The organism is Streptomyces sp. NPDC002640 (assembly GCF_053592575.1).
Genome location: NZ_JBSFVZ010000007.1, coordinates 140173 through 163117 on the forward strand (window position 1 = coordinate 140173; position 22945 = coordinate 163117).

At 74.6% G+C, this 22945-nt stretch carries 21 protein-coding genes and 7 tRNA genes; 11 read left to right on the forward strand and 17 right to left on the reverse strand.

The window, feature by feature from the left end:
- The first annotated feature begins 64 nt into the window (after positions 1 to 64).
- On the forward strand, positions 65 to 790 hold the full coding sequence (locus ACWD3O_RS11930) for an exonuclease domain-containing protein (protein ID WP_451410969.1): 726 nt from the start codon (positions 65 to 67) through the stop codon (positions 788 to 790).
- Positions 791 to 921: 131 nt separating this feature from the next.
- On the opposite strand, the gene ACWD3O_RS11935 is transcribed toward ACWD3O_RS11930, so the two are convergent.
- The 4 genes from ACWD3O_RS11935 to ACWD3O_RS11950 all read right to left on the reverse strand — a co-directional run bounded on the left by ACWD3O_RS11935 (position 922) and on the right by ACWD3O_RS11950 (position 2413).
- Positions 922 to 993 (reverse strand) — tRNA-Val (locus tag ACWD3O_RS11935).
- Between the two features lie 39 nt (positions 994 to 1032).
- On the reverse strand, positions 1033 to 1500 hold the full coding sequence (locus ACWD3O_RS11940) for an SRPBCC family protein (protein ID WP_451410970.1): 468 nt from the start codon (positions 1498 to 1500) through the stop codon (positions 1033 to 1035).
- A gap of 357 nt (positions 1501 to 1857) precedes the next feature.
- Positions 1858 to 1929: transfer RNA gene (locus ACWD3O_RS11945), tRNA-Val, on the reverse strand.
- A 55-nt stretch (positions 1930 to 1984) separates the two neighbouring features.
- Positions 1985 to 2413 (reverse strand): TIGR02611 family protein, encoded by a 429-nt coding sequence (locus ACWD3O_RS11950; protein ID WP_451415829.1) that lies wholly within the window; start codon positions 2411 to 2413, stop codon positions 1985 to 1987.
- Positions 2414 to 2743: 330 nt separating this feature from the next.
- On the opposite strand from ACWD3O_RS11950, the gene ACWD3O_RS11955 reads away from it, so the two are divergent.
- Entirely contained in the window at positions 2744 to 3157 is a 414-nt protein-coding gene (locus ACWD3O_RS11955) for an SsgA family sporulation/cell division regulator (RefSeq protein ID WP_004002642.1), read from the forward strand.
- 272 nt (positions 3158 to 3429) lie between these two features.
- Positions 3430 to 3987 (forward strand): CGNR zinc finger domain-containing protein, encoded by a 558-nt coding sequence (locus ACWD3O_RS11960; RefSeq protein WP_451410971.1) that lies wholly within the window; start codon positions 3430 to 3432, stop codon positions 3985 to 3987.
- A gap of 65 nt (positions 3988 to 4052) precedes the next feature.
- On the opposite strand, the gene ACWD3O_RS11965 is transcribed toward ACWD3O_RS11960, so the two are convergent.
- Together ACWD3O_RS11965 and ACWD3O_RS11970 are read right to left on the reverse strand one after the other, a co-directional pair.
- Positions 4053 to 4217 (reverse strand): hypothetical protein, encoded by a 165-nt coding sequence (locus tag ACWD3O_RS11965; RefSeq protein WP_356133946.1) that lies wholly within the window; start codon positions 4215 to 4217, stop codon positions 4053 to 4055.
- A 210-nt stretch (positions 4218 to 4427) separates the two neighbouring features.
- Positions 4428 to 4856, reverse strand: coding sequence for a hypothetical protein (locus ACWD3O_RS11970; protein WP_451410972.1), 429 nt, complete (start codon positions 4854 to 4856; stop codon positions 4428 to 4430).
- A gap of 172 nt (positions 4857 to 5028) precedes the next feature.
- Between ACWD3O_RS11970 and ACWD3O_RS11975 the strand changes: the two genes are divergently transcribed.
- On the forward strand, positions 5029 to 5547 hold the full coding sequence (locus tag ACWD3O_RS11975; RefSeq protein ID WP_451410973.1) for a DsbA family protein: 519 nt from the start codon (positions 5029 to 5031) through the stop codon (positions 5545 to 5547).
- Positions 5548 to 5578: 31 nt separating this feature from the next.
- On the opposite strand, the gene ACWD3O_RS11980 is transcribed toward ACWD3O_RS11975, so the two are convergent.
- From ACWD3O_RS11980 to ACWD3O_RS11990, 3 genes are read right to left on the reverse strand one after another with little or no spacing between them, the layout of a single operon-like run.
- On the reverse strand, positions 5579 to 6409 hold the full coding sequence (locus tag ACWD3O_RS11980; protein ID WP_451410974.1) for a GNAT family N-acetyltransferase: 831 nt from the start codon (positions 6407 to 6409) through the stop codon (positions 5579 to 5581).
- Between the two features lie 32 nt (positions 6410 to 6441).
- A complete protein-coding gene (locus ACWD3O_RS11985) occupies positions 6442 to 7266 on the reverse strand; it encodes an aminotransferase class IV (RefSeq protein ID WP_451415757.1) in 825 nt (274 codons plus the stop codon).
- Positions 7263 to 8315, reverse strand: a complete 1053-nt coding sequence (locus ACWD3O_RS11990) for a chorismate-binding protein (RefSeq protein ID WP_451410976.1) — start codon at positions 8313 to 8315, stop codon at positions 7263 to 7265. The genes ACWD3O_RS11985 and ACWD3O_RS11990 overlap by 4 nt, the downstream gene beginning before the upstream one ends.
- A gap of 200 nt (positions 8316 to 8515) precedes the next feature.
- On the opposite strand from ACWD3O_RS11990, the gene ACWD3O_RS11995 reads away from it, so the two are divergent.
- The 5 genes from ACWD3O_RS11995 (at position 8516) to ACWD3O_RS12015 (ending at position 8999) form a co-directional block, all read left to right on the forward strand.
- A tRNA-Gly gene (locus tag ACWD3O_RS11995) sits at positions 8516 to 8588 on the forward strand.
- Positions 8589 to 8626: 38 nt separating this feature from the next.
- Positions 8627 to 8700 (forward strand) — tRNA-Cys (locus tag ACWD3O_RS12000).
- Between the two features lies 1 nt (position 8701).
- Positions 8702 to 8773: transfer RNA gene (locus ACWD3O_RS12005), tRNA-Val, on the forward strand.
- 35 nt (positions 8774 to 8808) lie between these two features.
- Positions 8809 to 8880, forward strand: a tRNA-Val gene (locus ACWD3O_RS12010).
- A gap of 47 nt (positions 8881 to 8927) precedes the next feature.
- Positions 8928 to 8999: transfer RNA gene (locus ACWD3O_RS12015), tRNA-Val, on the forward strand.
- A 55-nt stretch (positions 9000 to 9054) separates the two neighbouring features.
- Here ACWD3O_RS12015 and ACWD3O_RS12020 read toward each other — a convergent pair.
- Together ACWD3O_RS12020 and ACWD3O_RS12025 are read right to left on the reverse strand one after the other, a co-directional pair.
- A complete protein-coding gene (locus ACWD3O_RS12020; RefSeq protein WP_451415758.1) occupies positions 9055 to 9330 on the reverse strand; it encodes a TFIIB-type zinc ribbon-containing protein in 276 nt (91 codons plus the stop codon).
- 109 nt (positions 9331 to 9439) lie between these two features.
- Positions 9440 to 10357 (reverse strand): phosphotransferase, encoded by a 918-nt coding sequence (locus ACWD3O_RS12025; protein ID WP_451415759.1) that lies wholly within the window; start codon positions 10355 to 10357, stop codon positions 9440 to 9442.
- Between the two features lie 543 nt (positions 10358 to 10900).
- On the opposite strand from ACWD3O_RS12025, the gene ACWD3O_RS12030 reads away from it, so the two are divergent.
- Together ACWD3O_RS12030 and ACWD3O_RS12035 are read left to right on the forward strand one after the other, a co-directional pair.
- Positions 10901 to 12214, forward strand: a complete 1314-nt coding sequence (locus tag ACWD3O_RS12030) for a serine/threonine-protein kinase (protein ID WP_451415830.1) — start codon at positions 10901 to 10903, stop codon at positions 12212 to 12214.
- A gap of 54 nt (positions 12215 to 12268) precedes the next feature.
- A complete protein-coding gene (locus tag ACWD3O_RS12035; RefSeq protein WP_451415760.1) occupies positions 12269 to 13420 on the forward strand; it encodes a hypothetical protein in 1152 nt (383 codons plus the stop codon).
- Positions 13421 to 13433: 13 nt separating this feature from the next.
- Here the strand turns inward: ACWD3O_RS12035 and ACWD3O_RS12040 are convergent, their stop codons facing one another.
- From ACWD3O_RS12040 to ACWD3O_RS12065, 6 genes are all read right to left on the reverse strand, one after another.
- A complete protein-coding gene (locus tag ACWD3O_RS12040) occupies positions 13434 to 14246 on the reverse strand; it encodes a TrmH family RNA methyltransferase (protein ID WP_451415761.1) in 813 nt (270 codons plus the stop codon).
- Between the two features lie 14 nt (positions 14247 to 14260).
- A complete protein-coding gene (cobA, locus tag ACWD3O_RS12045; RefSeq protein WP_451410980.1) occupies positions 14261 to 15493 on the reverse strand; it encodes a uroporphyrinogen-III C-methyltransferase in 1233 nt (410 codons plus the stop codon).
- Positions 15494 to 15719: 226 nt separating this feature from the next.
- Entirely contained in the window at positions 15720 to 19493 is a 3774-nt protein-coding gene (cobT, locus tag ACWD3O_RS12050; protein ID WP_451415762.1) for a nicotinate-nucleotide--dimethylbenzimidazole phosphoribosyltransferase, read from the reverse strand.
- Between the two features lie 353 nt (positions 19494 to 19846).
- Positions 19847 to 21082: a precorrin-6y C5,15-methyltransferase (decarboxylating) subunit CbiE gene (gene cbiE / locus ACWD3O_RS12055; RefSeq protein ID WP_451410982.1), complete on the reverse strand. Its 1236-nt coding sequence runs from the start codon at positions 21080 to 21082 to the stop codon at positions 19847 to 19849.
- Positions 21083 to 21219: 137 nt separating this feature from the next.
- On the reverse strand, positions 21220 to 21828 hold the full coding sequence (locus ACWD3O_RS12060; RefSeq protein WP_451410983.1) for a GNAT family N-acetyltransferase: 609 nt from the start codon (positions 21826 to 21828) through the stop codon (positions 21220 to 21222).
- Positions 21829 to 21981: 153 nt separating this feature from the next.
- Positions 21982 to 22809, reverse strand: coding sequence for a MetQ/NlpA family ABC transporter substrate-binding protein (locus ACWD3O_RS12065; RefSeq protein WP_451410984.1), 828 nt, complete (start codon positions 22807 to 22809; stop codon positions 21982 to 21984).
- Between the last annotated feature and the right edge of the window lie 136 nt (positions 22810 to 22945).

A 22945-nucleotide genomic window follows, 5' to 3' on the forward strand; every position in this document is an offset into this window, starting at 1 on the left:
GCACGGCGGACGTTTCGTCTGCCGCCTTGCGTGTGCGGGGAGTTGAGCGAGGGGTTGCGGAGACATGACGTGCTGGTACGAGGGCCCACTGGCCGCCTTCGACACGGAGACGACCGGTGTTGACGTGGAGAACGACCGCATCGTGTCGGCCGCCCTGGTGGTGCAGGACGCGCCGGGGACCAGGCCGCGGACGACCCGCTGGCTGGTGAACCCGGGGGTCCCGGTGCCGGCCGAGGCGACCGCGGTGCACGGGCTGACGCAGGATCACCTGGAGCGCAACGGCCGGTGGCCCGCTCCGGTGATGTACGAGATAGGCCGGACGCTGGGCGAGCAGTGCGCGGCGGGGCGGCCGCTGGTGGTGATGAACGCGCCCTTCGACCTGACGCTGCTGGACCGGGAGCTGCGCCGGCACCGGGCGTCCTCGCTGGACCGCTGGTTCCGTTCGGCGCCGCTGCGGGTGATCGACCCGCGGGTGCTGGACAAGCACTTCGACCGCTACCGCAAGGGGCGCCGGACCCTGGCCGACCTGGCCCAGTTCTACGGCGTGGAGTTGGCCGAGGCGCACGACGCGGCGGCGGACGCGCTGGCGGCCATGGAGGTCACGCGGGCGGTCGGGCGGCGGTTCGCGTCCCGGCTGGAGCGCCTGTCCCCGGCGGAGCTGCACACGCTGCAGCAGACCTGGCACGCGGCGCAGGCGAAGGGCCTGGAGGCGTGGTTCGCGCGCAGTGGGACACCGGAGACGGTGGACCGCTCCTGGCCGCTGCGTCCGGGCCTGACGGCCGCGGCCTGAGGCGACCGGCCCCGAAACGGCCGGACGGCGAGACAGCAGGACCGCAGGACCGCAGCACAGCAGCACAGCAGGACAGAACGACGGAGGCGACCCGGCCGCTGTGTCGCGGTCTCGGATCGCCTCCGGTGCTGTGGGCGATACTGGGTTCGAACCAGTGACCTCTTCGGTGTGAACGAAGCGCTCTCCCGCTGAGCTAATCGCCCGGGAACGCACTGAACCATACAGGTCCGACGCCCCTCGGTTCAAACCGCTTCCCCGTCGCCCGCCAGGAAGGCCTCGAGTCCCCGGCGCCCGCCGCGCATCATCAGGGCGTGGTTGGCCCGCAGCAGCGGCCGGCCGGGCACGCCCAGCAGGCGCAGCAGCGGCTTGGTGAGGTCGGTCTCCTGCTCGTGGACCACCAGGGTTCCACGGCCGGCCGGGCGGACGGTCCACCGCATCCAGCCCTCGAGGTCCCCGGAGAGCGCGGCCTGCAGCACGCCGTTCTCCGGTTCCCGCCGGACCGCCCGGATCTCCATGCGCAGGTCGTACGGGAGGAAGGAGCGGACGAGGACCCGGCCGGAGGCCTCGCCGGTCCGCTCGGCCCCTCGCACCTCGGGCCACCAGCGGGGGTAGTCGTCGACGCGCTCCAGCGCGCTGTAGACGGCTCCGCGGGGGGCGGAGAGGGTCCAGCGCCCGGAGAAGCGGTAGCGGGCGAGCTCGTGCGGCCTCATGAGCCCAGTGTCCACGACCCGTTCGGGCCGGGCCCGCCGGGCGGGCGGCGAACCCGCCGGAGGTCGCGGCGAGTTGCCGGATTCCCTCCGCGGAAGGCCCCGCTCCTATTTCCGCATTCGTGCGGGGACACCGAATTACCGAAGCACGGGCACGACTTGACGACCCGCCGGATAAACGGAGGAAGAGGGTCCGTGAACGCACGGACAAATACACGGCGTTCCACCGAAAACAATCCGGTGAATTCCGCATCGAATTACCCCGGCACGGCCGGGACGGGCGCGCCACGAGGCCCCTGGAGGGACAACGGAAGGAGGGCCCGCCACCGCGTTCCCGCGGAGCCGGGCCCTCCTCGTCGGTGGGCGATACTGGGTTCGAACCAGTGACCTCTTCGGTGTGAACGAAGCGCTCTCCCGCTGAGCTAATCGCCCGGGCGCAGGAAGAACATTACCCCATGTCACGGGGTGCTCCGCACCACCCCCCGGGTCACCGGGACGTGATGTTCCAGGGCAGCGCCAGCCCGAACTTCCACAGGTAGAAGCCGCACAGGGCCGCCACGATCACCAGCGCGATCGACGTCAGGATCAGGTTGCGCCGCCGCACCTTGGGGTCCAGGGCCTTCTGCGCGGCCTCGGTGACCTTGCGCTTCGTCCAGCGCAGCACCAGCTGGGCCCACACGAACTCGGTGGCCCAGATCGCCATGCCGGCGAAGATGACCACCCAGCCGGGGCCGGGCACGACCAGCATCACCACGCCGGCCGCGATCACCGCGAGGCCGACCAGGAAGACGCCGACCTGCCAGCTCAGATGGAGCGCCCGGCTCCGCCGGATGAAGCCCGGCGCGCGTGAGCCCAGGCCCCGTTCGTGCCTCCCGTCCGCCGGTCCGGCGCTCTCCGTGTCCGCCACCTCGCTCATGGTGGCACCGGCGCCCGGCGCGCCGCCTTCCTTGGCGTCGGCCGGGGTTCCACGATCGTCCTGTGTCACGTCGGTTTCCACCTCGCCCGCTGTCGTGCGCATCCCCCGTGTCCCCCCAGGTTCGTCACTCCCCGTATTCACACGAGAAACCCTACCCGAGGGAAAGTGATCACCGGAATGGTCGCCTCACAGGAAGTACCCTCGGCCAGAAGAGGTACATAAACGCACGCAAAACCCTCAGAGGGGTTTACAACGGCATCGTGTGTGGCATGTCGATTTCGCCGACGTGCGAATCCCCGAGCGCACACTGAGCGAAAGGCCCTGGCGCTTATGAACACCACGGTCAGCTGCGAGCTGCACCTGCGCCTCGTTGTATCGAGCGAGTCCTCACTGCCTGTCCCCGCAGGCCTGCGGTACGACACGGCCGACCCCTACGCCGTGCACGCCACCTTCCACACCGGAGCCGAGGAGACGGTCGAGTGGGTGTTCGCCCGTGATCTCCTCGCCGAGGGGCTGCACCGGCCCACCGGCACGGGCGACGTCCGTGTCTGGCCGTCCCGCAGTCACGGTCAGGGAGTCGTCTGCATCGCCCTGAGCTCGCCCGAGGGCGAAGCCCTGCTCGAGGCCCCGGCGCGGGCCCTGGAGTCCTTCCTGAAGCGTACGGACGCGGCCGTGCCACCCGGCACGGAGCACCGGCACTTCGATCTCGACCAGGAACTCTCGCACATCCTGGCGGAGAGCTAGGGCGGAAGACCCCCGGGGCGCCTCCGGCCCCGGCCGCACCGCAGCTCGAAGAGCCTCGGCCGTCCACTCGGGGAGACGGCCGGGGTCGGCACAACCTCATACGGGCCGGCACAACTTCATACGCACGCAGCGGCGCCGTCGCCGCGGATTCGTCCGCGGCGACGGCGCCGTCGCGTTCCGCCGGGCGCTCGGCCCTTCCCCCCGGCCGAAAAGCCATTACGATCGGCCACCATCGGCGGGCGGCCCGCGGATGCCCAGGCAGGGAGCGATACGTGCTGATCACCCATGACACCAGGTGTGCCCTCGACGCCGTCGTGGACCTGGTGAACACCTCGCCGGAGGACGGCGTGGCGGACGGGTTGGCGGACCTCGGCGCACTCGAGGCGTTCGTCGCTCGGCACCGCATCAGCGACGTGGGGACGCTGACCGAGCTGGACCTTTCGGCGGTGCGGCGGCTGCGCGGCCGCTTCGCGGCGGTCTTCACCGCCCCGGACGGCCGCATCGCGGCGGGCCTGATCAACGAGCTGGTCGCGGCGGCGGGCACCACTCCGCGGCTGACCGACCACGACGGCTACGACTGGCACGTCCACTACTTCGCCCCGGGAGCCTCGGTCGCCGACCACCTGGCGGCGGACTGCGGGATGGCGCTGGCCTTCTTCGTGGTCGCCGGGGAGCGGGAGCGGCTGCGGCGCTGCGACGCGCCGGACTGCAGGCGGGCCTTCGTGGACCTCTCCCGGAACCGTTCGCGGCGGTACTGCGACAGCCGCACCTGCGGGAACCGGCTGCACGTGGCGGCCTACCGGGCCCGGCGCAAGGAAGCGGCGGGCTGAGCCGCCGGCGCGGCGGCTGAGAACGCCGCCCCCGACGGGTGTCGCCGGGGACGCGCGCGGCCGGCTCACAGCAGCAGCAGGTCGTGCAGCGCTGCCATGAGGAACAGGGTCCCGATCACCGCCAGGAAGATCATCAGCGGCGGCTGGGAGAGGGCGAAGAGGCACCCGCGGGGCTCGGGCTCGTCTCCCTCCGGAGGTGCTTCGGCCCCGCTCCGAGTCGTGTCCAGCATCTCGCGGCCATCATGGGCCGACGCGCGAACCGAAGTCGATCAAGCGGCCCGCCCTGCACGGTAGTGCGCCGACCGTAGGCCGACCGGCGCGCTTCCCGACCGGATCGGACCGGTCCGGGAGCACGCCGGGATCATCGACGAAACCGGTCGGATCATCATTCCGCAGCCACGGCAACGCCACCGCACCCGCCTCGGCCGACGGCCGGCGCCTCAGATGCCGTGCTTCTTCAGGATCGCCTCGATGTCGCTGAAGTCGTCCTGGTCGCCGGAGCCGGCCTTGGGCGCGGGGCGGGCCTGCTCCGGGGCCGTGCCCACCGCCCGGCGCTGCGCGCCGCCGGCGGCGGCCGGGCGCCCCTCGGCCGGGGCCACCCCGGCCCGGCGCAGGCGGCGGCGCTCCACGAAGCGGGTGAGCAGGAACAGCAGCCAGGCCGCGCCCAGCAGGCCGAAGCCCGCCCAGGCCGTCGGGCTGAAGGCGGTCTCCGCCACCCAGGCGACGGCGCCGATCATCACCAGCCCGACCGGGATCAGGGCGTAGGCGGCGATTCGGGCGGCGGTCAGGAAACGGCGCCGGAACGCCGTGATCGCGGCGATGCCCAGGCCGGCCACGGACACCGCGCTGCAGATGGTCTCGGCGAGCATCAGGGCCTCCTGACGGACGGGCCGGCGGCCGGATGCCGCTCGGGTTCGCGCTCCCCCTCCATCGTGCCCCCGCCGCACGAGGCGGCGCCACGACACGGAGCGGGAATCAGGGAGATCTCCGGGATCTCCCCCTGGGGACCGGCGGACCCGGCGCGGCTGGGAGACTGGGGGCATGAGCGACACCTCCTCCAGCACCCCCGCCCCCCTCGTGCTCGACGTCTGGTGCGAGCTGCAGTGCCCCGACTGCCGCACCGCCCTGGACGACGTCCGCGCGCTGCGCGCCCGCTACGGCGACCGGCTGGAGGTGCGGCTGCGGCACTTCCCGCTGGAGAAGCACAAGCACGCCTTCGCCGCCGCGCAGGCCGCCGAGGAGGCGCTGGAGCAGGGCAAGGGCTGGGAGTACGTCGAGGCGGTGCTCGGGCGGGTCGAGGAGCTGGACCGGCGCGGCGAGGCGCTGCTGGTCGAGACGGCCCGTGAACTCGGCCTGGACGCCGAGGAGTTCGACACGGCGCTGGTGGACGGCCGGCACATCCTGATCGTCGACGCCGACCAGGCCGAGGGCAAGGCGATCGGGGTCAGCGGGACGCCCACCTACGTGATCGACGGGGAGCGGTTCGACGGCGGCAAGAGCCAGGAGGGCCTGCGCGCCCGGATCGAGGCGGTGGCCGACCGCCTCCTCGGCGAGGTCTGACCGCCGGGTCCGCGGGGGCGGCGGGGGCGGGTCAGAGCAGCGGCTTGCCCAGGTGGTGCAGGGTCGGCCGGTAGCCCAGGGAGGCGTAGAGGCGCTCCGCCGGGGTGTTGCCGGCGAAGACGTTGAGGCCGAGGACGCGCCGTCCCGCGGCGAGGGCCCGGGCCTCGGCCAGCAGCATCAGCGTGCGGCCGTGCCCCTGTCCGCGCCGGGACTCCTCGGTCTCCACCTTGTAGACGTAGGGCGGCTCCGGGTCCCCGCCCAGCCGGAGCCAGAGCATGCCGGCCCGCTCGCCCCCGTGTTCCAGGACGTGGAACTCCATGCCCGCGGTGTCGAGGCCGTCGGGCAGGAGCCGCGCCTGGCCCCGGCGTGAGGCGGCCAGCGCCTCCTCCTCGGGCACGCCCCGGTCGATCCACTCGCGGGCGAAGGCCGCCACCTCGCCCACGCGCCAGTCCGCGAACTCCTCGGCGGTCATGGGCCGCGCGCGGCTCCCGGCGGGCAGCGCGGGGGCGGTCGTGCCGAGCCGCTTCTCCATGATCCGGCTGCGCGGGGTGTAGCCGAGCGCCTCCGCCAGCCGCAGCGCGGGCTCCGCGCCGGCCGGCACGGTGACCTCGATCCGCCGGCAGCCCCAGACCCGGGCGACCTCCTCGGCGGCCAGCGCGGCCACCGTGCCGCGGCCGCGCCGGCGGTCCGCCTCGTCGATCCGGAGCTCCAGGACCCGCGCCACCGCGGCGCCGAACGCCTCCGACGTGCCCAGGCGCACGGCGCCGACGGGACGGCTGTTCACGCACACCTGGAAGCGGCGTGTGCGGGTCCCGTCGGCCTCCTGCTGCAACGGCTCGATGGGCCGCAGGGTGGTGGTCATGCGGTGGTTCTACCCCACCCGGGCGCCCGCGACTACGGGTCGAGGTCGTCGCCGGAGCGCTCGGCGAAGATCCGCATGACCTTGGCCGTCGACGGGCCCTCGACGCCGGGGAGTTCACGGTCGTCGACGCGGTGCACCGCCTGCACGTCGCGGAGCGAGGAGGTCAGGAAGACCTCCTCGGCGCGGGTCAGGACGTCCAGCGGGAGGTCGGTCTCCTGGGCGCCGGTCCACTCGACCACCAGCTCGCGGGTGATGCCGGCCAGGCAGCCGGAGGCGAGCGGCGGGGTGAGGATCTCGCCGTCCACGACGACGAAGACGTTGGAGCCGGTGCCCTCGCAGAGCTGCCCGGCGGTGTTGCCGAACAGGGCCTCGGAGGCGCCCTGTTCCTGGGCGCGGGCCAGCGCGACCACGTTCTCCGCGTAGGAGGTGGTCTTCAGGCCGGTGACCGCGCTGTGTTCGTTGCGGGTCCAGGGCACGGTGACCACGGCCGTGGAGTCCGGGCGGGGCCGGGCCTCGCCGAGCGCCACGACCAGGGTGGTGCCCTGGTCGCCGCGGGCGGATCCGAGCGGGCCCTGGCCGCCGGTCAGGGTGATCCGCAGGCGGCCGAGCGCGACGCCGGGGTTGGCCTCGATCACCGCGGCGCAGGCGCGGCGGACCTCGTCGGCGTCCGGGGCGGGCAGGCCGAGGCCCCGGGCGGAGCGGGCGAGCCGGTCCAGGTGGCGGGTGAGCGCGAAGGGCTTTCCCTCGACCGTCTTCACCGTCTCGAAGATGCCGTCCCCCACGGTCAGGCCGTGGTCCAGGACGGAGACGCGGGCGGACTCGATGTCCTTCAGCCCGCCGTCGAGCCATATCTTCACGAAAGGGTCCCTCCACTGGTGTCGTACGTCCCCGACGCTACCGCGAGCAGCCGGGACGCCTTGAGCTCGGTCTCCGCCCACTCGCGCTCGGGGTCGGAGTCCCAGGTGATCCCGGCGCCGGTGCCGAAGCGGAGCACGGCGGACCCGGACGGGTCGCGGTCGATCCAGAAGGTGCGGATGCCGACGGCCAGCTCGGCGCGGCCGCGGTCGGCGTCCACCCAGCCGACGCCGCCGCAGTAGGGGCCGCGCGGGGCCGTCTCCAGGGCCGCCAGGACGGTCAGGGCGCTCTCCTTGGGGGCGCCGGTGACCGACCCGGGCGGGAAGGCGGCGGCCAGCAGTTCGGGCCAGCCCGCCCCGGGCAGCAGCTCGCCGCGGACCGTGGAGACCAGGTGGACCAGGCCGGGGTGCTTCTCCACCGCGCACAGGTCGGGGACGGTGACGCTGCCGGTGCGGCAGACGCGGCCCAGGTCGTTGCGGACCAGGTCGACGATCATCACGTTCTCGGCGGTGTCCTTGGGCAGCAGGTGGGCCTCGGTCCGGCCGGTGCCCTTGATGGGGCCGGACTCGACCACGCTCCCTCGGCGGGCGAGGAAGAGCTCCGGGGAGGCGGTGGCGATCTCCACGCCGTGCCCGGGGAGGCGAATCGTTCCGGCATAGGGCGCCGGGTTGCCGCGCGCCAGCAGGGCCGTGAGGTCGTCGACGTCGGCGTGCGGGGCGACCGGGGCGGTGAGGACGCGGCAGAGGTTGGCCTGGTAGACCTCGCCGGCCGCGATGTGCCGGTGGATCCGCCGCACGCCCGCCGTGTACGCGGCGCGGTCGAGCGAGGACGTCCAGTCGCCCGTGGCGGGCGCGGGCCAGCGGCCGGGGACGGGCGCGGGGACCGGCTCGCGGCGGACGTCGGCGAAGCGCGCGCAGGTCAGCCGGCCCTCGTAGTCCGCGGCCACGGCCCAGAAGCCGCTGGAGTCGAGCGCGGCGGGGTCGTCGGTGACGTCGAGCAGACCGGTGGCGACCAGGTCGCCGAACCGGGCGAGGGGTGGGAGGTGCTGCACCCGGCCGAGTGTAGGTCGGCGCCGGGGACGGCCTCCGGCGGGCCGTGGGCCGGGCCCCTGGGTGAGCGGCCGCGTACCTGCCGGAACGGGCGCCGGGGGGCTCGGTGGCGGCATGCTGCGCAAACGCGTTTTTGTACTGGCCCGGGAATGGGCTAAAGTTCAACACGTCGCCGGGACGCGGAAGCGGACCGAAACGACAGGCGGACGTAGCTCAGTTGGTAGAGCGCAACCTTGCCAAGGTTGAGGTCGCGAGTTCGAGCCTCGTCGTCCGCTCGAAAGAGCAGGGGATCTTCCCGAAACCCTGTGCTCCTGGTGGAGTGGCCGAGAGGCGAGGCAACGGCCTGCAAAGCCGTCTACACGGGTTCAAATCCCGTCTCCACCTCCAAGGACGATTAGCTCAGCGGGAGAGCGCTTCCCTGACACGGAAGAGGTCACTGGTTCAATCCCAGTATCGTCCACTGGTCCGCAAGGATCTTGATCCGCAAGGATCCCCGCGCGATTAGCTCAGCGGGAGAGCGCTTCCCTGACACGGAAGAGGTCACTGGTTCAATCCCAGTATCGCGCACTGGCCCTCCGGGGCCGTCGGGTCTCAGGACCCGAGGCGATACCCCCGCGCGATTAGCTCAGCGGGAGAGCGCTTCCCTGACACGGAAGAGGTCACTGGTTCAATCCCAGTATCGCGCACACGGTGACGAGAGCCCCCGTCCACTCCGGTGGACGGGGGCTCTCGCGTGTCCGCTCAGGAGGAGAAGAGCATCCGGCCGAAGCTGCGCGGGTGGTGACCGTGGCCGCCGTGGTGGCCGTGGCCGCCGTGGTGACCGGCGTGCGGGGCGCCCCAGGCGGGGGCGGCGGGCGCGGCCGGCGGCGCCTGCTGCGACCACTGCGCCTCGAGCCGGGTCAGCGTCTCCAGCTCCCCGTAGTCCAGGAAGATCCCGCGGCAGCCGGAGCACTGCTCGATCTGGACCCCGTTGCGGTTGTAGGTGTGCATCGGCGCGTGACACTTCGGACAGTGCATCTACGGATCAACTCCTCGTATCGCGGTGCGTGTTCTGGCGCCGCGTCGGCTTCGCCCCCACAGACTCTCCCCCGGCGGCGGCCGGTTGCACCTCGAACGGCAGGATTGGTCACACCGCTCCGGTCCGCCCGGCGGTCATCCGGCCACAGGCGTCGATCAGCGCCTCCTCCGCCTCGTCCACGGGGCGTCCGGCGAGGGCGGCCTTGGTGACGGAGCGGGCGGCGGTCTGCACGGTGAGGGCGCGGGCCGGGACGTCCAGGGCCGGCCAGGGGTCCCCGTCGGGCGGCACGGCGGGACCGCCGGCGGACCGGTAGGCGTCCAGGAAGCGCCGCCACGCGTCGGCCGGGAGCAGGCCGCAGGCGTACCAGGCGGCGGGGCGGGCGAGGTCCCAGGCGGGGACGCCGACGCCCAGGTCGTCGACGTCGATCAGCCGCCACGGCCCGTCGGGCGCGGGATGGCGGACCAGCTGGCCGAGGTGGAGGTCGCCGTGGCAGAGCGCGGCGCCCAGTTCCGGCGGGGCGGGTTCCTCGGCGCGGGCCCAGGGCGGGAGGGCGGCCCAGGCGCCCAGCAGCGCGGGTACGGCGGGGTGGCCGGGGGCTTCGGCGAGGAGGCGGGCGACCGCGAGGGCGGCCTTCTCGGGGCCGCGCATGGCGGGGAGGCCGGGCGGCGGCTGGGCGCGGTGCAGGCGGGCGGTCAGGGTGGCGGCGTCCTCCCAGGGCGCGGCGGCCGGGTCGTCGGGGTCGACGGGGAGGCCGAGCGGCCAGCAGGTCGCCGGACGGCCGTCCAGCAGGGCCGGGGGCGCGTCGAGCGGGGGCAGCAGGATCTCCGGCAGGGCGGCGGCCACGGCCACCCGGCGGCTGAGCTCGGCCGGGTCGGTGCCGGGGGCGTGGGCCTTGGCGACGGTGCGGTGGTGGCGCACGACGGTGGCGTCGGGGCGGTCGGCGAGGGTCGCGGTGACGCAGCCGGGGCAGGGCGCGGAGGCGGGGTGGGCCGCGGCGCGGGCGTGGGCGTGCAGGTCTGCCGGCATGGCCGTGAGCGTACGCGGGCAGGTGATCGTCGTGCTGACGAGGCTGACGAGGACGACTCGGCGGGGCGACGGCTGCCCCGGAAACCCCACGCCGGCGCGGCGATCGCGCCGCGCCGGCGTGGTGCCGTCCGTCGTACCCCCGTCCCCACGGGGTTCGTCAGGGCTGGTGTCCCCACCCGGACCGCTCTTCCGGGCCCGGGACGCGCTGGGCGCCCCGGCACCACGCCCTCGGACGACGACTGCGTGGCCACACACCGAATCCTCGCGCGGAAACCGGCGCCGGACGTCATGCCCCCGGATGAATACGGCGGCGTGCGCTACTTCCCAGGGTGGAGAAGCGAGGGGCGGAGCCGGTGGCGGACCGGGGGCGCGAGTGACATGCTTCACGTGGCGGCGACGTCGCCAAACCCCTTACGGGGGCGGCATCTTGGCAGCCGCGGGCCCGCAAACGCGTTCCCCGTGGGGTGAGCGGGCGCGGCCTGAGCGCACGGCGCGGCCGGGAAACGTAAGCTGTTGGCTCGTCACACGGACCGGGCAGCGGGGATGAACATGGCGATGATGCGCCTCAGGCGCGAGGACCCGCGCGTCGTCGGCTCGTTCAGGCTGCACCGGCGGCTCGGCGCGGGCGGGATGGGCGTGGTCTACCTGGGCTCCGACCGGCGGGGTCAGCGGGTCGCGCTCAAGGTGATCCGGCCGGACCTGGCCGAGGACCAGGAGTTCCGGTCCCGCTTCGCCCGCGAGGTGTCGGCGGCGCGGCGGATCCGGGGCGGGTGCACGGCGCGGCTGGTGGCCGCGGACCTGGAGGCGGAGCGGCCGTGGTTCGCCACGCAGTACGTGCCGGGGCCGTCGCTGCACGACAAGGTCGCCGAGGAGGGCCCGCTGCCGGCGGCGGAGGTCGCGGCGGTCGGCGCGGCGCTATCCGAGGGGCTCGTCGCGGTGCACGAGGCCGGGGTGGTCCACCGTGACCTGAAGCCGTCCAACATCCTCCTCTCCCCCAAGGGCCCGCGGATCATCGACTTCGGCATCGCCTGGGCCACGGGCGCGTCCACGCTCACCCATGTCGGCACGGCGGTGGGCTCGCCGGGCTTCCTGGCGCCCGAGCAGGTGCGGGGGGCGGCGGTCACGCCGGCCACCGACGTGTTCGCGCTGGGTGCCACGCTGGCGTACGCGTCCACCGGTGACTCCCCCTTCGGGCACGGCAGTTCCGAGGTGATGCTGTACCGCGTGGTGCACGAGGAGCCGCAGCTGCGGGGCGTGCCGGGGGCGTTGGCGCCGCTGGTGCGGGCGTGCCTGGCCAAGGATCCGGAACAGCGGCCGACGACGCTGCAGTTGTCGCTGCGGCTGAAGGAGATCGCGGCGCGGGAGGCGCAGGGGCTGGTGCTGGGAGACGTGCGTCCGGCGGGGCGCGAGGACGGCGCGGGGGTGTCCACGGTGCGGACGCCGGTGCCGCGGGGTGCCTCCCCGTCCGCCGGCCGGACGCCGGTGCGGTCCTCGGGCGGCACGGGTCCGTCGTCGGCGCCGGCCGCGCGGCGGTCCTCGGGCCCGACGCCGGCGCGGCGCCGCCCGTCGTCCACGGGCGGGTCCCGGGGCGGCGGGGCCGCGGCGTCCCGGGGCGGGCGCCCGGCGTCCGGCACGGGCGCGGGCGGCTCCGGCGGGGGCGCGCGGAGCGGGACGAAGCTGCGGCCCGCGAATCCGCGGCTGCTGCGGCAGCGGCTGATCGTGTTCGTGGTGGTGACCCTGCTGGTCGCCCTCGGCATCGCCGCCGTCCAGGGCTGCCAGGGCCCCTCCGACACCTCGGGGGCGGCTCCCGTGGAGTCGACCCGAGCGGCTCCGGGCGGTACGCCACAGAGACTCTGATCACGGGTCGGCCGCCGCGACGTGGCTGTCGGACCCCGCGGCTAGCCTCCGGACATGGCACAGAAGCAACCGCCGAGGCCGGTGGCCGTCGGTGACGTCGTGGCGGTGCACTCCGAGGCACTCGGCGCCTGGACCGCCTCGCAGATCACCGGTGTCGACGCCGCGACACGGAGCGTCGCGGTCCTCGCACTGGACTGGTCGGGGCCCGAGCCCGGGACCGTGGCGGACCTGGGCGACGTAGGGCCGCTCCGGCTCACCCACCACAGTTGGGGCGGCGCGCTGGCGCACTGCAACCACGGCTGGGTGGTGCCGAGGAGTTTCACAGTGATCGGCTCACTGCCGCCGCTGGTGACCGCGCCGTCGCCCGCCTGGTCCCCGCAGTGGGGGCGCGGCGAGCAACTGGCCAGGCAGCGGCGGTGGGACGCCGGTGACCGGGAGGACCGGGACGCCCCGTACGCGCTGACGTGTTCCGCGTCCGAGGTGACCGCGGAACACGGCGACGGCGCCCCGCGGACGGACGTCCGCCATCTGCGCGTCCACGGGATCACCCGGCTCGACTGCGCCCGCCTGGTGGCCTGCTTCCCGGCACTGACCCGGCTGTCGCTGTCGGGCACGATGGGCACGCTCACCTCGGCGGCCGCCCTGAACCGGTTGCCGTGGCTGCAGGGGTTGTCGGTGCGCGAACTGTTCGGGATGGAGGCGTCCGACTGCCTGCTGCCACGCCACGTCCCAAAGCTGGAGCAGGTGCGGCTGTACGGCATTCCGGCCGAGTACGCCAAGGCGATGCGCGAGGCGTGGCGCCCCCAGGAGCGGCACGGCGTGCAGCTCGACGTCCACGGCGCCCGGAGTCCGGAGTGGGTCGCCGCCAACGCCGCCAACCCGCTCCGCGACTGGGACGGCCGCGAGCACATACCCCGCGCCGTGTACCGCGAGGTCCTCGCCCGGTACCGGGCCGCGCGGGAGGCGTTCCTCACCGAGGTCCACGGGGGTGGCAGCCGGGACCGTGTCACCGGGGTGGGGCATGCCTTCGGCACCGCTCTGAACGCGCTGGACAGCCGTTGGGCGTTCATCGAAACCGTGGAACGCGAGGAACTGTTCGACGCTCTGGGCTTCCTGGTGGACGAGGCTCGGAGGGATACCGGACGTGACCTGGGCGCCGCTCGGGAGGCGCTGTTCGAGGGGGTGGAGTCGGTGCGGGACTGGTGACCGTGGGCCGTGGTCAGGCCGGGTGGGGGCGGGTCGCGTAGAAGGCGACGGCGGAGGCGGCGGCGACGTTGAGGGAGTCGACGTTCTGGGTCATGGGGATGGTGACGTGGAGGTCGGCGGCGGCGAGGACGCGAGGGCTGAGGCCGTCGCCCTCGGTGCCGAAGACGAGGGCGAGCCGGTCGTCGCGGCGGGCGGCCAGTTCGTCCAGGGTGACGGCCCGGTCGCTGAGGCACAGGGCGGCGACCGTGAAGCCGGCGTCGCGGAGCCGGTCGACGTCCGCGGGCCAGGACTCGAGCCGGGTCCACGGCACCTGGAAGACGGTGCCCATCGAGACCTTGACCGACCGCCGGTACAGCGGGTCGGCGCAGCGCGGGGTGAGGAGCACGGCGTCGACCCCGAGGGCGGCGGCGTTGCGGAAGGCCGCGCCGATGTTGGCGTGGTCGACGATGTCCTCGAAGACGGCCACCCTCCGTGCTCCGGGGAGGAGTTCGGCGACGTCCCGCAGCGGCTCGCGTTCCATGGAGGCGAGCGCGCCGCGGTGGACGTGGTAGCCGGTGACCTGTTCGGCGACCTCGGGGGTCACCAGGTGGACCGGTGCGTCGGTGGACCCGGTCAGGTCGGCCATCACCCCGGTCCACTTGGGGGTGAGCATCATCGACCGCATCCCGTAGCCGGCCGCGACGGCCCGCCGGATCACCTTCTCGCCCTCGGCGATGAACAGGCCCTCGGCGGGCTCGCGGCGGCGCCGCAGTTCGACGTCGGTGAGGTCGGTGTAGTCGGCGAGGCGGGGGTCGGCGGGGTCGTCGACGGGGATGAGGTCGGTCATGCGGAGGGGGTGCCTTACTGGAGCGTGGCGGCGCCGACGGAGACGACGGGGCCGATGACGATGACGGCGGGCGGCCGGACGTCCTCGGCGCGCACGACCTCGGCGACGGTGGCGAGGGTGGCGTCCACCCGCCGCTGGGCGCTGGTGGTGCCTTCCTGGACGAGGGCCACCGGGGTGTCCGGGGTCTTGCCGTGGGCGATCAGCGTCTCGGCGATGCGGCCTATCTTGTCGACGCCCATCAGGATCACGAGGGTGCCGGTGAGCTTCGCCATGGCCGCCCAGTCGACCAGCGAGCGCTCGTCGTCGGGGGCGACGTGGCCGCTGAGGACGGTGAACTCGTGGGCGACGCCGCGGTGGGTGACGGGGATGCCGGCGGCGGCGGGGACGGAGATGGAGGAGGAGATGCCGGGCACGACGGTGCAGGGGATGCCGGCTTCGGCGAGCGCCTGGGCCTCCTCCATGCCGCGGCCGAAGACGAACGGGTCGCCGCCCTTGAGGCGGACCACGGCCTTGCCCTGCTTGGCGTGCTCGATCAGGGCGTTGTTGATGGCCTCCTGGGCCATGTACCGCCCGTAGGGGATCTTCGCGGCGTCGATGACCTCGACGTGCGGCGGGAGTTCGTCGAGGAGGTCGCGGGGGCCGAGGCGGTCGGCGATGACCACGTCGGCCTCGGCGAGCAGCCGGCGGCCGCGCACGGTGATCAGGTCGGGGTCGCCGGGGCCGCCGCCGACCAGGGCGACGCCGGGGGTCTTGGTGCGGTGCTGCGGGGCGACCAGGGTGTTGTCGCGCAGGCCCTCGACGACGGCGTCGCGGATGGCGGCGGTGTGGCGCGGGTCGCGGTCCTTGGCCTCGGTGGTGAGGACGGCGACGGTGACGCCTCCGGCGCGGCCGGTGGCGGGGGTCCAGGCGGTGGCGGCGTCGGCGTCGTCGGAGCGGACGCACCAGACCCGGGCGCGCTCGGCCTCGGCGGAGGCGGCGGTGTTGGCCGCGGGGTCGCTGGTGGCGACGACGGCGTACCAGGCGCCGGTGAGGTCGCCGTCGGCGTAGCGGCGGCGCTCCCAGGTGATTTCGCCGGCGTCGGCCATCGCCTCGACGGAGGGCGTCGCGGACGGGGAGACGAGGGTGACGTCGGCGCCGGCCGCGACCAGGGCGGGGAGGCGGCGCTGGGCGACCTGGCCGCCGCCGAGCACGACCACTCGACGGCCGGTCAGGCGCAGGCCGACGGGGTAGGCGGGGTGTTCGGCCATGGGGCGGCTCCCTGGGGACGGGGTGCGGGGGACGCTGCCGGGCCGCTTCGGGGCGTGCCCGGCCGGATGGGAGCTGCACCGTCGGAGCTGCCCTGACAGGGGGAGTTTATGTCGTGCGGCCGACGCGGACCGGGGCAGGGCGGTGTGATCTTCGCACGATCTACTGCCCTGCCCCGGTTCCGGTGGCGCGGTTTCTCGGCGCCGCGGTTACTGCTCGGCGCCGCGGTTACTTCTCGGTGACGCCGGCGGAGTCGAAGGTGGCCACCTCGTGCATGGCGCGGGCCGTCGACTGGACCAGCGGGAGCGCCAGCAGGGCGCCGGTGCCCTCGCCGAGGCGCAGGTCGAGGTCGACCAGCGGACGCAGCCCCAGCTTGTTGAGGGCGGCGACGTGGCCGGGTTCGGCGCTGCGGTGTCCGGCGATGCAGGCGGCCAGCACCTCGGGGGCGATGGCGCGGGCCACCAGGGCGGCGGCTCCGGCGCTCACGCCGTCCAGGATGACCGGCGTACGCAGGCAGGCGCCGCCGAGCAGCAGGCCGACCATGGCGGCGTGCTCCAGGCCACCGACGGCGGCCAGGACGCCGATCGGGTCGGCCGGGTCCGGCTGGTGCAGTTCGAGGGCGTGCCGGACCACGTCGGTCTTGCGGGCCAGCGTCTCGTCGTCGATGCCGGTGCCGCGGCCGGTGACCTCGGCCGGGTCGGTCCCGGTGAAGACGGCGATCAGCGCGGCGGACGCGGTGGTGTTGGCGATGCCCATCTCGCCGGTGAGCAGCGCCTTGTTGCCGGCCGCGACCAGGTCGCGGGCGGTCTCGATGCCCACCTCGATGGCGGCCTTGGCCTCCTCGCGGGTCATCGCCGGGCCCTGCGTCATGTCGGCGGTGCCGGGCCGCACCTTGCGCGGCAACAGGCCCTGCTGTGCGGGCAGTTCGGCGGCCACGCCGACGTCCACCACGCAGAGTTCGGCGCCGACCTGGGTGGCGAAGGCGTTGCTGACCGCGCCGCCGCCCAGCATGTTGGCCACCATCTGGGCGGTGACCTCCTGCGGCCACGGGGTGACGCCCTGGGCGTGGACGCCGTGGTCGCCGGCGAACACCGCGACGGCCGCGGGCTCCGGGATGGGCGGCGGGCACTGCCGGGACAGGCCGCACAGCTGGGCGGAGATGATCTCCAGCATGCCGAGCGCGCCGGCCGGCTTGGTCATCCGCTTCTGCCGCTCCCACGCCTCGCCGAGCGCCTTGGCGTCCAGCGGGCGGATCCCGGCGATGGTCTCGGCGAGCAGGTCGTGCGGGTCCTCGCCGGGCAGGGCGCGGCGGCCGTACGTCTCCTCGTGGACGGCCCAGGACAGCGGGCGGCGCTTGGACCAGCCGGCCTGCACCAGCTCGGGCTCGTCGGGGAACTCGTCGACGTAGCCCACGCACAGGTAGGCGACGACCTCGAGGTACTCGGGCAGGCCGAGGGAGCGGACCATCTCGCGCTCGTCGAAGAAGCTGACCCAGCCCACGCCCAGGCCCTCGGCGCGCGCGGCGAGCCAGAGGTTCTCGACGGCCAGGGCGGCGGAGTACGGCGCCATCTGCGGCTGGGTGTGGCGGCCGAGGGTGTGGCGGCCGCCGCGGGTCGGGTCGGCGGTGACGACGATGTTCACCGGGGTGTCGAGGATGGCCTCGATCTTCATCTGCTTGAACTGCTTCGCCCGGCCCTTGGGCAGCGACTTGGCGTACGCCTCGCGCTGGCGCATGGCCAGTTCGTGCATCTGCTGCCGGGTCTCCTCGGAGCGGATGACCACGAAGTCCCACGGCTGGGAGTGCCCGACGGACGGCGCGTGGTGCGCGGCCTCGAGGACGCGGCGCAGCACCTCGTGCGGGATGGGGTCGGGGCGGAAGCCCTGGCGGATGTCGCGGCGTTCGCGCATCACCCGCAGCACGGCCTCCCGCTCGGACTCGGCGTAACCGGGGGCAGGGGGCTGGGGCTCCGCCTCGGGGGCCTCCTCCTCGGGGGCCTCCTCCACGAGGGCTTCCTCCACGAGGGCCTCCTCGGCGGACGCGTGGGGCGCCTCGGCGGGGGCCGCGTCGTCCACGGAGGCCGCCTGGGCGGGGACCGTGTCGGCGGCCTCTGCCGCGGCGGCACGGGCCTGGTCGTCGTCCTGCGGGGCGGGCTCCGGCCGCGGCTCACCGGCGAGGGCCGCGTCGTCGGCCTGCGGGGCCTCGGTGACGTCGGGTTCGGTGGCGCCGGGTTCGGTGAAGTCGGCTTCGATGAAGTCGGCCTCGGCCTGCGGCGTCTCGGCGTCGGCGGTCCCGTCCTGCGGCTCCTCGGCGGCCTCGGCCTCGGCGGCGGGCTCCGGGGCGGCCATCCGCTCGCCCTCGCGCGGAGCGGGAACCACGGCGACCGGGGCCTCGGGGGCCTGCGGCTGCTCCGGCTGCTCGGCGGGGGCGGCCGGGGCCTCCTCGGCGGGCGCCTCCGGGGCGGACGGGGCCTGCTCGGCCACCGGCGCGTCGGCGTCCGCGGCGGTGACCTCCGCGGCCGTCGCCTCGTGCTGCTCCTGCTGCTCGGGCTGGGCGGGCTGCTCGGCGGCGGCCTGCTCGGCGGGCTGTCCCCCGGCGGACTGCTCGGGGACGAACTCCTGCTCCGGGCCCGCCTGCTCGGTCACCGGCTCGGCGGCGTCCGGGGCCTGCGCGGGCCAGGCCTCCCCGGCGGGGGCCGGCTGGTGGCCGGGGGCGAGGTGCGGCGGGGTGGGGACGGTGCCGGGGACGGGCACGAACTCGCCCAGCGGCTCGGTCACCGCGAACTGCCCGGAGGCGTCCGCCCCGTGGGCCGGGGCCTCGTGGCCGACGAACGCCTGCCCGCCGCCGAGCGTGCCCTGGCCGGAGAGGGTGTCGTTGGGGTAGGTCTGCTGCCGCAGGGCGGCGTCCTGGGCCGCGTACGCGTCCTGCCCGGCGTGGGTCTCCTGCGGGGCGGCGGGGAACGCCTGCTGCCCGTCGAACGTCTGCTGCCCGCCGAAGGTGTCCTGCGGGGCGGCGGTCTCCTGGCCCGGGTAGGCCTGCTGCTGGGCGGCGGCCTCGTACGGGCCGGCGGCCGGGTCGGCCCCGGCGGCGTGGGCGAGACCCGCGCCGAGGGAGGCGTCGGCCGCCGGGTAGGTCTCCCCCGCCGTCGCGTACGCCTGGCCCGCGTGCGGCTGGGCCTCGTGCTGCTCCGGGGACGCCTGGGCGGCGGCCTGCCCGGTGGGCACGCCGGCCCACGGCGTGTGGTGCTGGGCGCTCGCGCCGCCCTGGGGGTCGGGGTACTCGGCGCCCGGGGCCTGCTGCCCCAACTGCCGCACCACGGTGGCCGGTCCGCGGTCGGCGAGGGAGCGGACCGGGCTCATGGAGGCGTCGGGCGTCGGCGGTCCGAGGTGCAGCGGACGGCGCGGGGAGGCGGCCCGGCCGGGCGCCTGGGCGGCGGCGCCGAGGTCGTAGCTCCCGCTGTCGTGGACGCCGGTGGCGTGCGAGGTCTGTCCCGCGCCCTCCGGCGCGTACGGGGCGGCGCCCTCCACGGGCAGGCCCTGCTCCGGCACGGTGTGCTCCGGCCCGGCGGGCGGCACCTGCCCGGCGGCCTCCTGCTGCACGGCCTGGTCGACGGCCTGCTGGGCGGCGTGGGGCTGGGCGTACGCCTGCTGCTCGGCCGTCATCCGCTGCTGCGCGTAGACCTGCTGCTCGGCGTACCCGTGCTGGTCGAGCCCGGGGTGCGGCTCGTGGCCCGGGTGCTGCTCGTGGCCGGGGTGCGGCTCGTGGCCGGGGTGCTGCTCCGGGTAACCGCCGTCGGCGTACGCGCCCTCCGGGTAGCCGCCCTCCGGCGCCGGCGCCACCTCGTTGCCCCAGGCGCCCTGGGCGCCCGGCAGCAGGAGGTCTTCTTCCTCGGCGGTCGGTGCGGAGAGGTAGGGGTAGGAGCCCGGCGTGGGGACGCCCGGCTGTTCCACCGTGCCTGCGCTCTCCGGCAGTCCGTCGCCCGGGACCTGGCCGGTGTCGGTCATGCGTACCCCTCGCCCATCGGTTGGTGCCTCTTACAGCCTGCTCGTCCGGAGCGGCGCGCGGACCGCCCGTCCTGTTGAACGAGCGGGGCCGCCGAGCGGCACGAGAGACCCGCCCACTCGGACGAGGAGGCGACGACCCGATTGTCGCCGTCCCCCGCCCTCCGACGCAGGCCGATCCGGCAAGGTCCGTCCTGGAACTCACCCTCTCGTGCGCCTCCGGCGCCGTCGTACCCCACCCGGTGGACCCGGCCGGCGGTCTTGTCCGGACATGGCCCGACGAGAACCGAAATCCAGGCGCGGTACAACGATCGGCCAGCCTACCCCGCGGCCCGGCACCGTTCGATCACGGGGCGCTACTGGGAGGCGGGGCGGGCGGGCCGGCCGGGGGGCCGGTCGCGGAGGAGTTCACCGCAGAGCAGGAAGCCGACGCTCCGTCCGTTCTCGCTCCACCGCTCGGCGTCGAGCGTCACGGACTGCTGGAGGGAGCAGTCGACCTGGTAGCCGCGCTCGGCCAGGCGGCGGCCCGCGAGTTCGGCGGCGTCGCGGGTGGGGACGTGGGCCACGATGCGCTCGGGGCGCCGGTCGGCGGCCGCGGCGACGACGTCCGCTCCCCCGGCCGTGATTCTCACCACGTCGGGCTCCGGCAGGTCCTCCAGGACGTGCGGGGCGGCCCCGTGGACGACCTGGAGCTGGACGCCGAGGCGGCGGGCGGCGCGCTCGGTGCGGGCGCAGGCGTCGGGGTCGCGGTCGACGCCGATGACGGCGGCCCCGGCGCGGGCGGCCTCGACGGCGAACGCGCCGGAGCCGCAGCCGATGTCCCACACCAGGTCGCCCACGCGCGGTCCGAGACGGGAGAGTTGGGCGGCCCGCAGGGACTCGGCCTCCGCCTCGCCGAACGGGCCCTCGTAGGAGTCGGCGGGGAGGACCCAGCCGCGGGGCCCGGAGGGGGCGCGGCCGGCGATCCAGGGGGCCGACTCGGTGTGGCTGGGCGCGCCGATGGCGATGACCACGTTGGGGTCGCGCCAGATGTGGTCGGCGGCGCGGTCGGAGGTGACGACGCTCACCTGCTCCCGGTCGGTGCCGAGTTCCTCGCAGACCACGAAGGTGCGGGGCGCGCCCTCGAGGAGCAGCCCGAGTTCGGCGGGGCCGGCGCCCGGGGCGGTGAGGACGGCGACCTTGGTGTGGGCGCGGCAGACGTTGACGGCCCGGCGCAGGGTGCGGGGCTGGGCGACGACCACCTGGGCGTCGTCCCAGGGCATTCCGGCGCGGGCGAAGGCTGCGGCGACGGAGGAGACCGCCGGGACCACCTCGACCTCGAGTCCGAACTCGGGGGCGCGCAGGGCGCGTACGACGCCGAAGAAGCCGGGGTCGCCGTCGGCGAGGACGACCGCGGTGCCGCGGTGGGCGGCGATCCTGCGGGCGGCGAGCGGGAGACTGCCGAGGCGGATGCGTTCCGCGCCGGGCGGCACCTCGGGGAGCGCGAGGTGGTGCGGTGCGCCGGCCACCAGGGTGGCGGCGCCGAGCGCGGAGTGTCCCGCGGCGGTCAGCGGCGAGCCGTCCCAGCCGATCACCGTGACCCGGTCGGCCATCGTCGTCAGTCTCCAGGGGTGTGCGGTGCCGGCGGGGGCAGGGGTGTCGGGGGCGCGGTCGCGGGGTGTCGCGGGCGGGCGGTGGGGTCCGCCGCCGGGGCGCGCTGTGAGGTTACCCCGCGGGCGGGGCGCGGTGGTCAGTCCCAGTCCGCGTACGCGCCGACGCCCTCGAAGTCCTCGGGGAGGAGGCTCCAGACGATGAGGTCGGTGCGGACGTCGGTCCAGAGGTCGCGGTCGTCCTTGGCCCGGGCTATCCAGGCGCCGCGCAGGACGCCCTCGCTGACGCAGCCGATCTTCTGGGCGACCTGCTGGGCGGCGGCGTTGTCGGCGGCGGTGCGCAGTTCCACGCGTTCGAACTTCTGGTCCCGGAAGAGCCACTGGGCGCAGGCCAGGGCGGCCTCGGTGGCGTATCCCTCGCCGCGGGCCCAGGGGGCGATCACGTAGGAGAGTTCGGTGGAGCGGATCCGCCAGTCGGTGTGGTGGAGGTGGAGGGTGCCGACCAGCCGCTGGGTGAGGAACTCGGTGACGGCCAGGACGATGCCGCGGCCCTCGGTGCGCTCGGCGGGGGCGTCCTGGCCGATCCACCGGCGGGCGTGCGCCTCGGCGTAGGGGTGCGGGACGGAGGTCCAGGCGACGACCTGCTCGTCGTTGAGCATCTCGGTGTAGGCGGGAACGTCCGCGTCCTCGAGCGGGCGCAGGACCAACCGCTCCGTGCTGATGGAGATGTCGGGGAAGGTGCCGTGCATGCGCCGCTCCGTAACCTAGGGGACCGTTCGGACCTGCTGAACTCTTCAGCATGCAGCATGAAAGCACCGAACAGGGGGGCGGGGTCCACTCCTGCGTCCGGAGTGGACCCCGCTGGTCCTGACGGTGCGTCGGGCCGGCTGTGCGGCCCGCAGTCAGGAGGTGGCGAGGACGGAGCCGGCGTACTTGTCCTCGACGAACTTCTTCACCTCGGGCGAGGTGAGCAGCTTGACGAGCTTCTTGACGCGCGGGTCGTCCTCGGAGCCCTCCTTGACGACGAGGTAGTTGCCGAACGGGCTGTTCTCGGCGGACTCCAGGACGACGGCGTCCTCGGCGGGCTTGAGGTCGGCCTCGATGGCGTAGTTGCCGTTGACGACGGCGGCGTCGACGTCCGCGAGGGCGCGCGGGGTCTGGGCGGCCTCGATCTCTTTGAACTTGAGGTTCTTGGGGTTCTTGGTGATGTCGGCCGGGGTGGCGTCGGCCTCGGAGCCCTTCTTCAGCTCGATCAGCCCGTTGTCGGCGAGGAGCTTGAGGGCACGCGCCTCGTTGGCGGTGTCGTTCGGGACGGCGACGGTGGCGCCGTTCTTCAGCTCGTCGACCTTCTCGAACTTGTCGGAGTAGAGGCCGAGGGGCTCCACGTGGACGGAGACGACCGGCACGAGGTGGGTGCCGTTCTTCTTGTTGAAGTCGTCCAGGTAGGGCTTGGTCTGGAAGTAGTTGGCGCCGACCGAGCCGTCCTCGGTGGCGGTGTTGGGAGTCACGTAGTCGGTGAACTCCTTGACCTCCAGGTCGAGGCCCTCCTTCTCCGCGAGGTTGTCCTTGACGTAGGTCAGGATCTCCGCGTGCGGGACGGGGGTGGCGGCGACGATCAGCGGGCCGTCGGAGGAGGCGGCCTTGTCGTCGGAGCCGCCGCAGGCGCTCAGGCCCAGCGTGAGGGCTCCGGCGGTCAGGACGGCGGTGGTGAGCTTGGCGGTGTTACGCACGAAAAGTGCCTTTCCGTTGCGGCACGCGGGGGCGTGCCTGGTGGTGCTGCCCCGCGTCGGGTGGTGCGGGGAGGTCTGTGGGGGGCGACCCGGCCTGGGCGGCCTGGCCTGGGCGGCGGCCTGGCGGGCTAGGCGG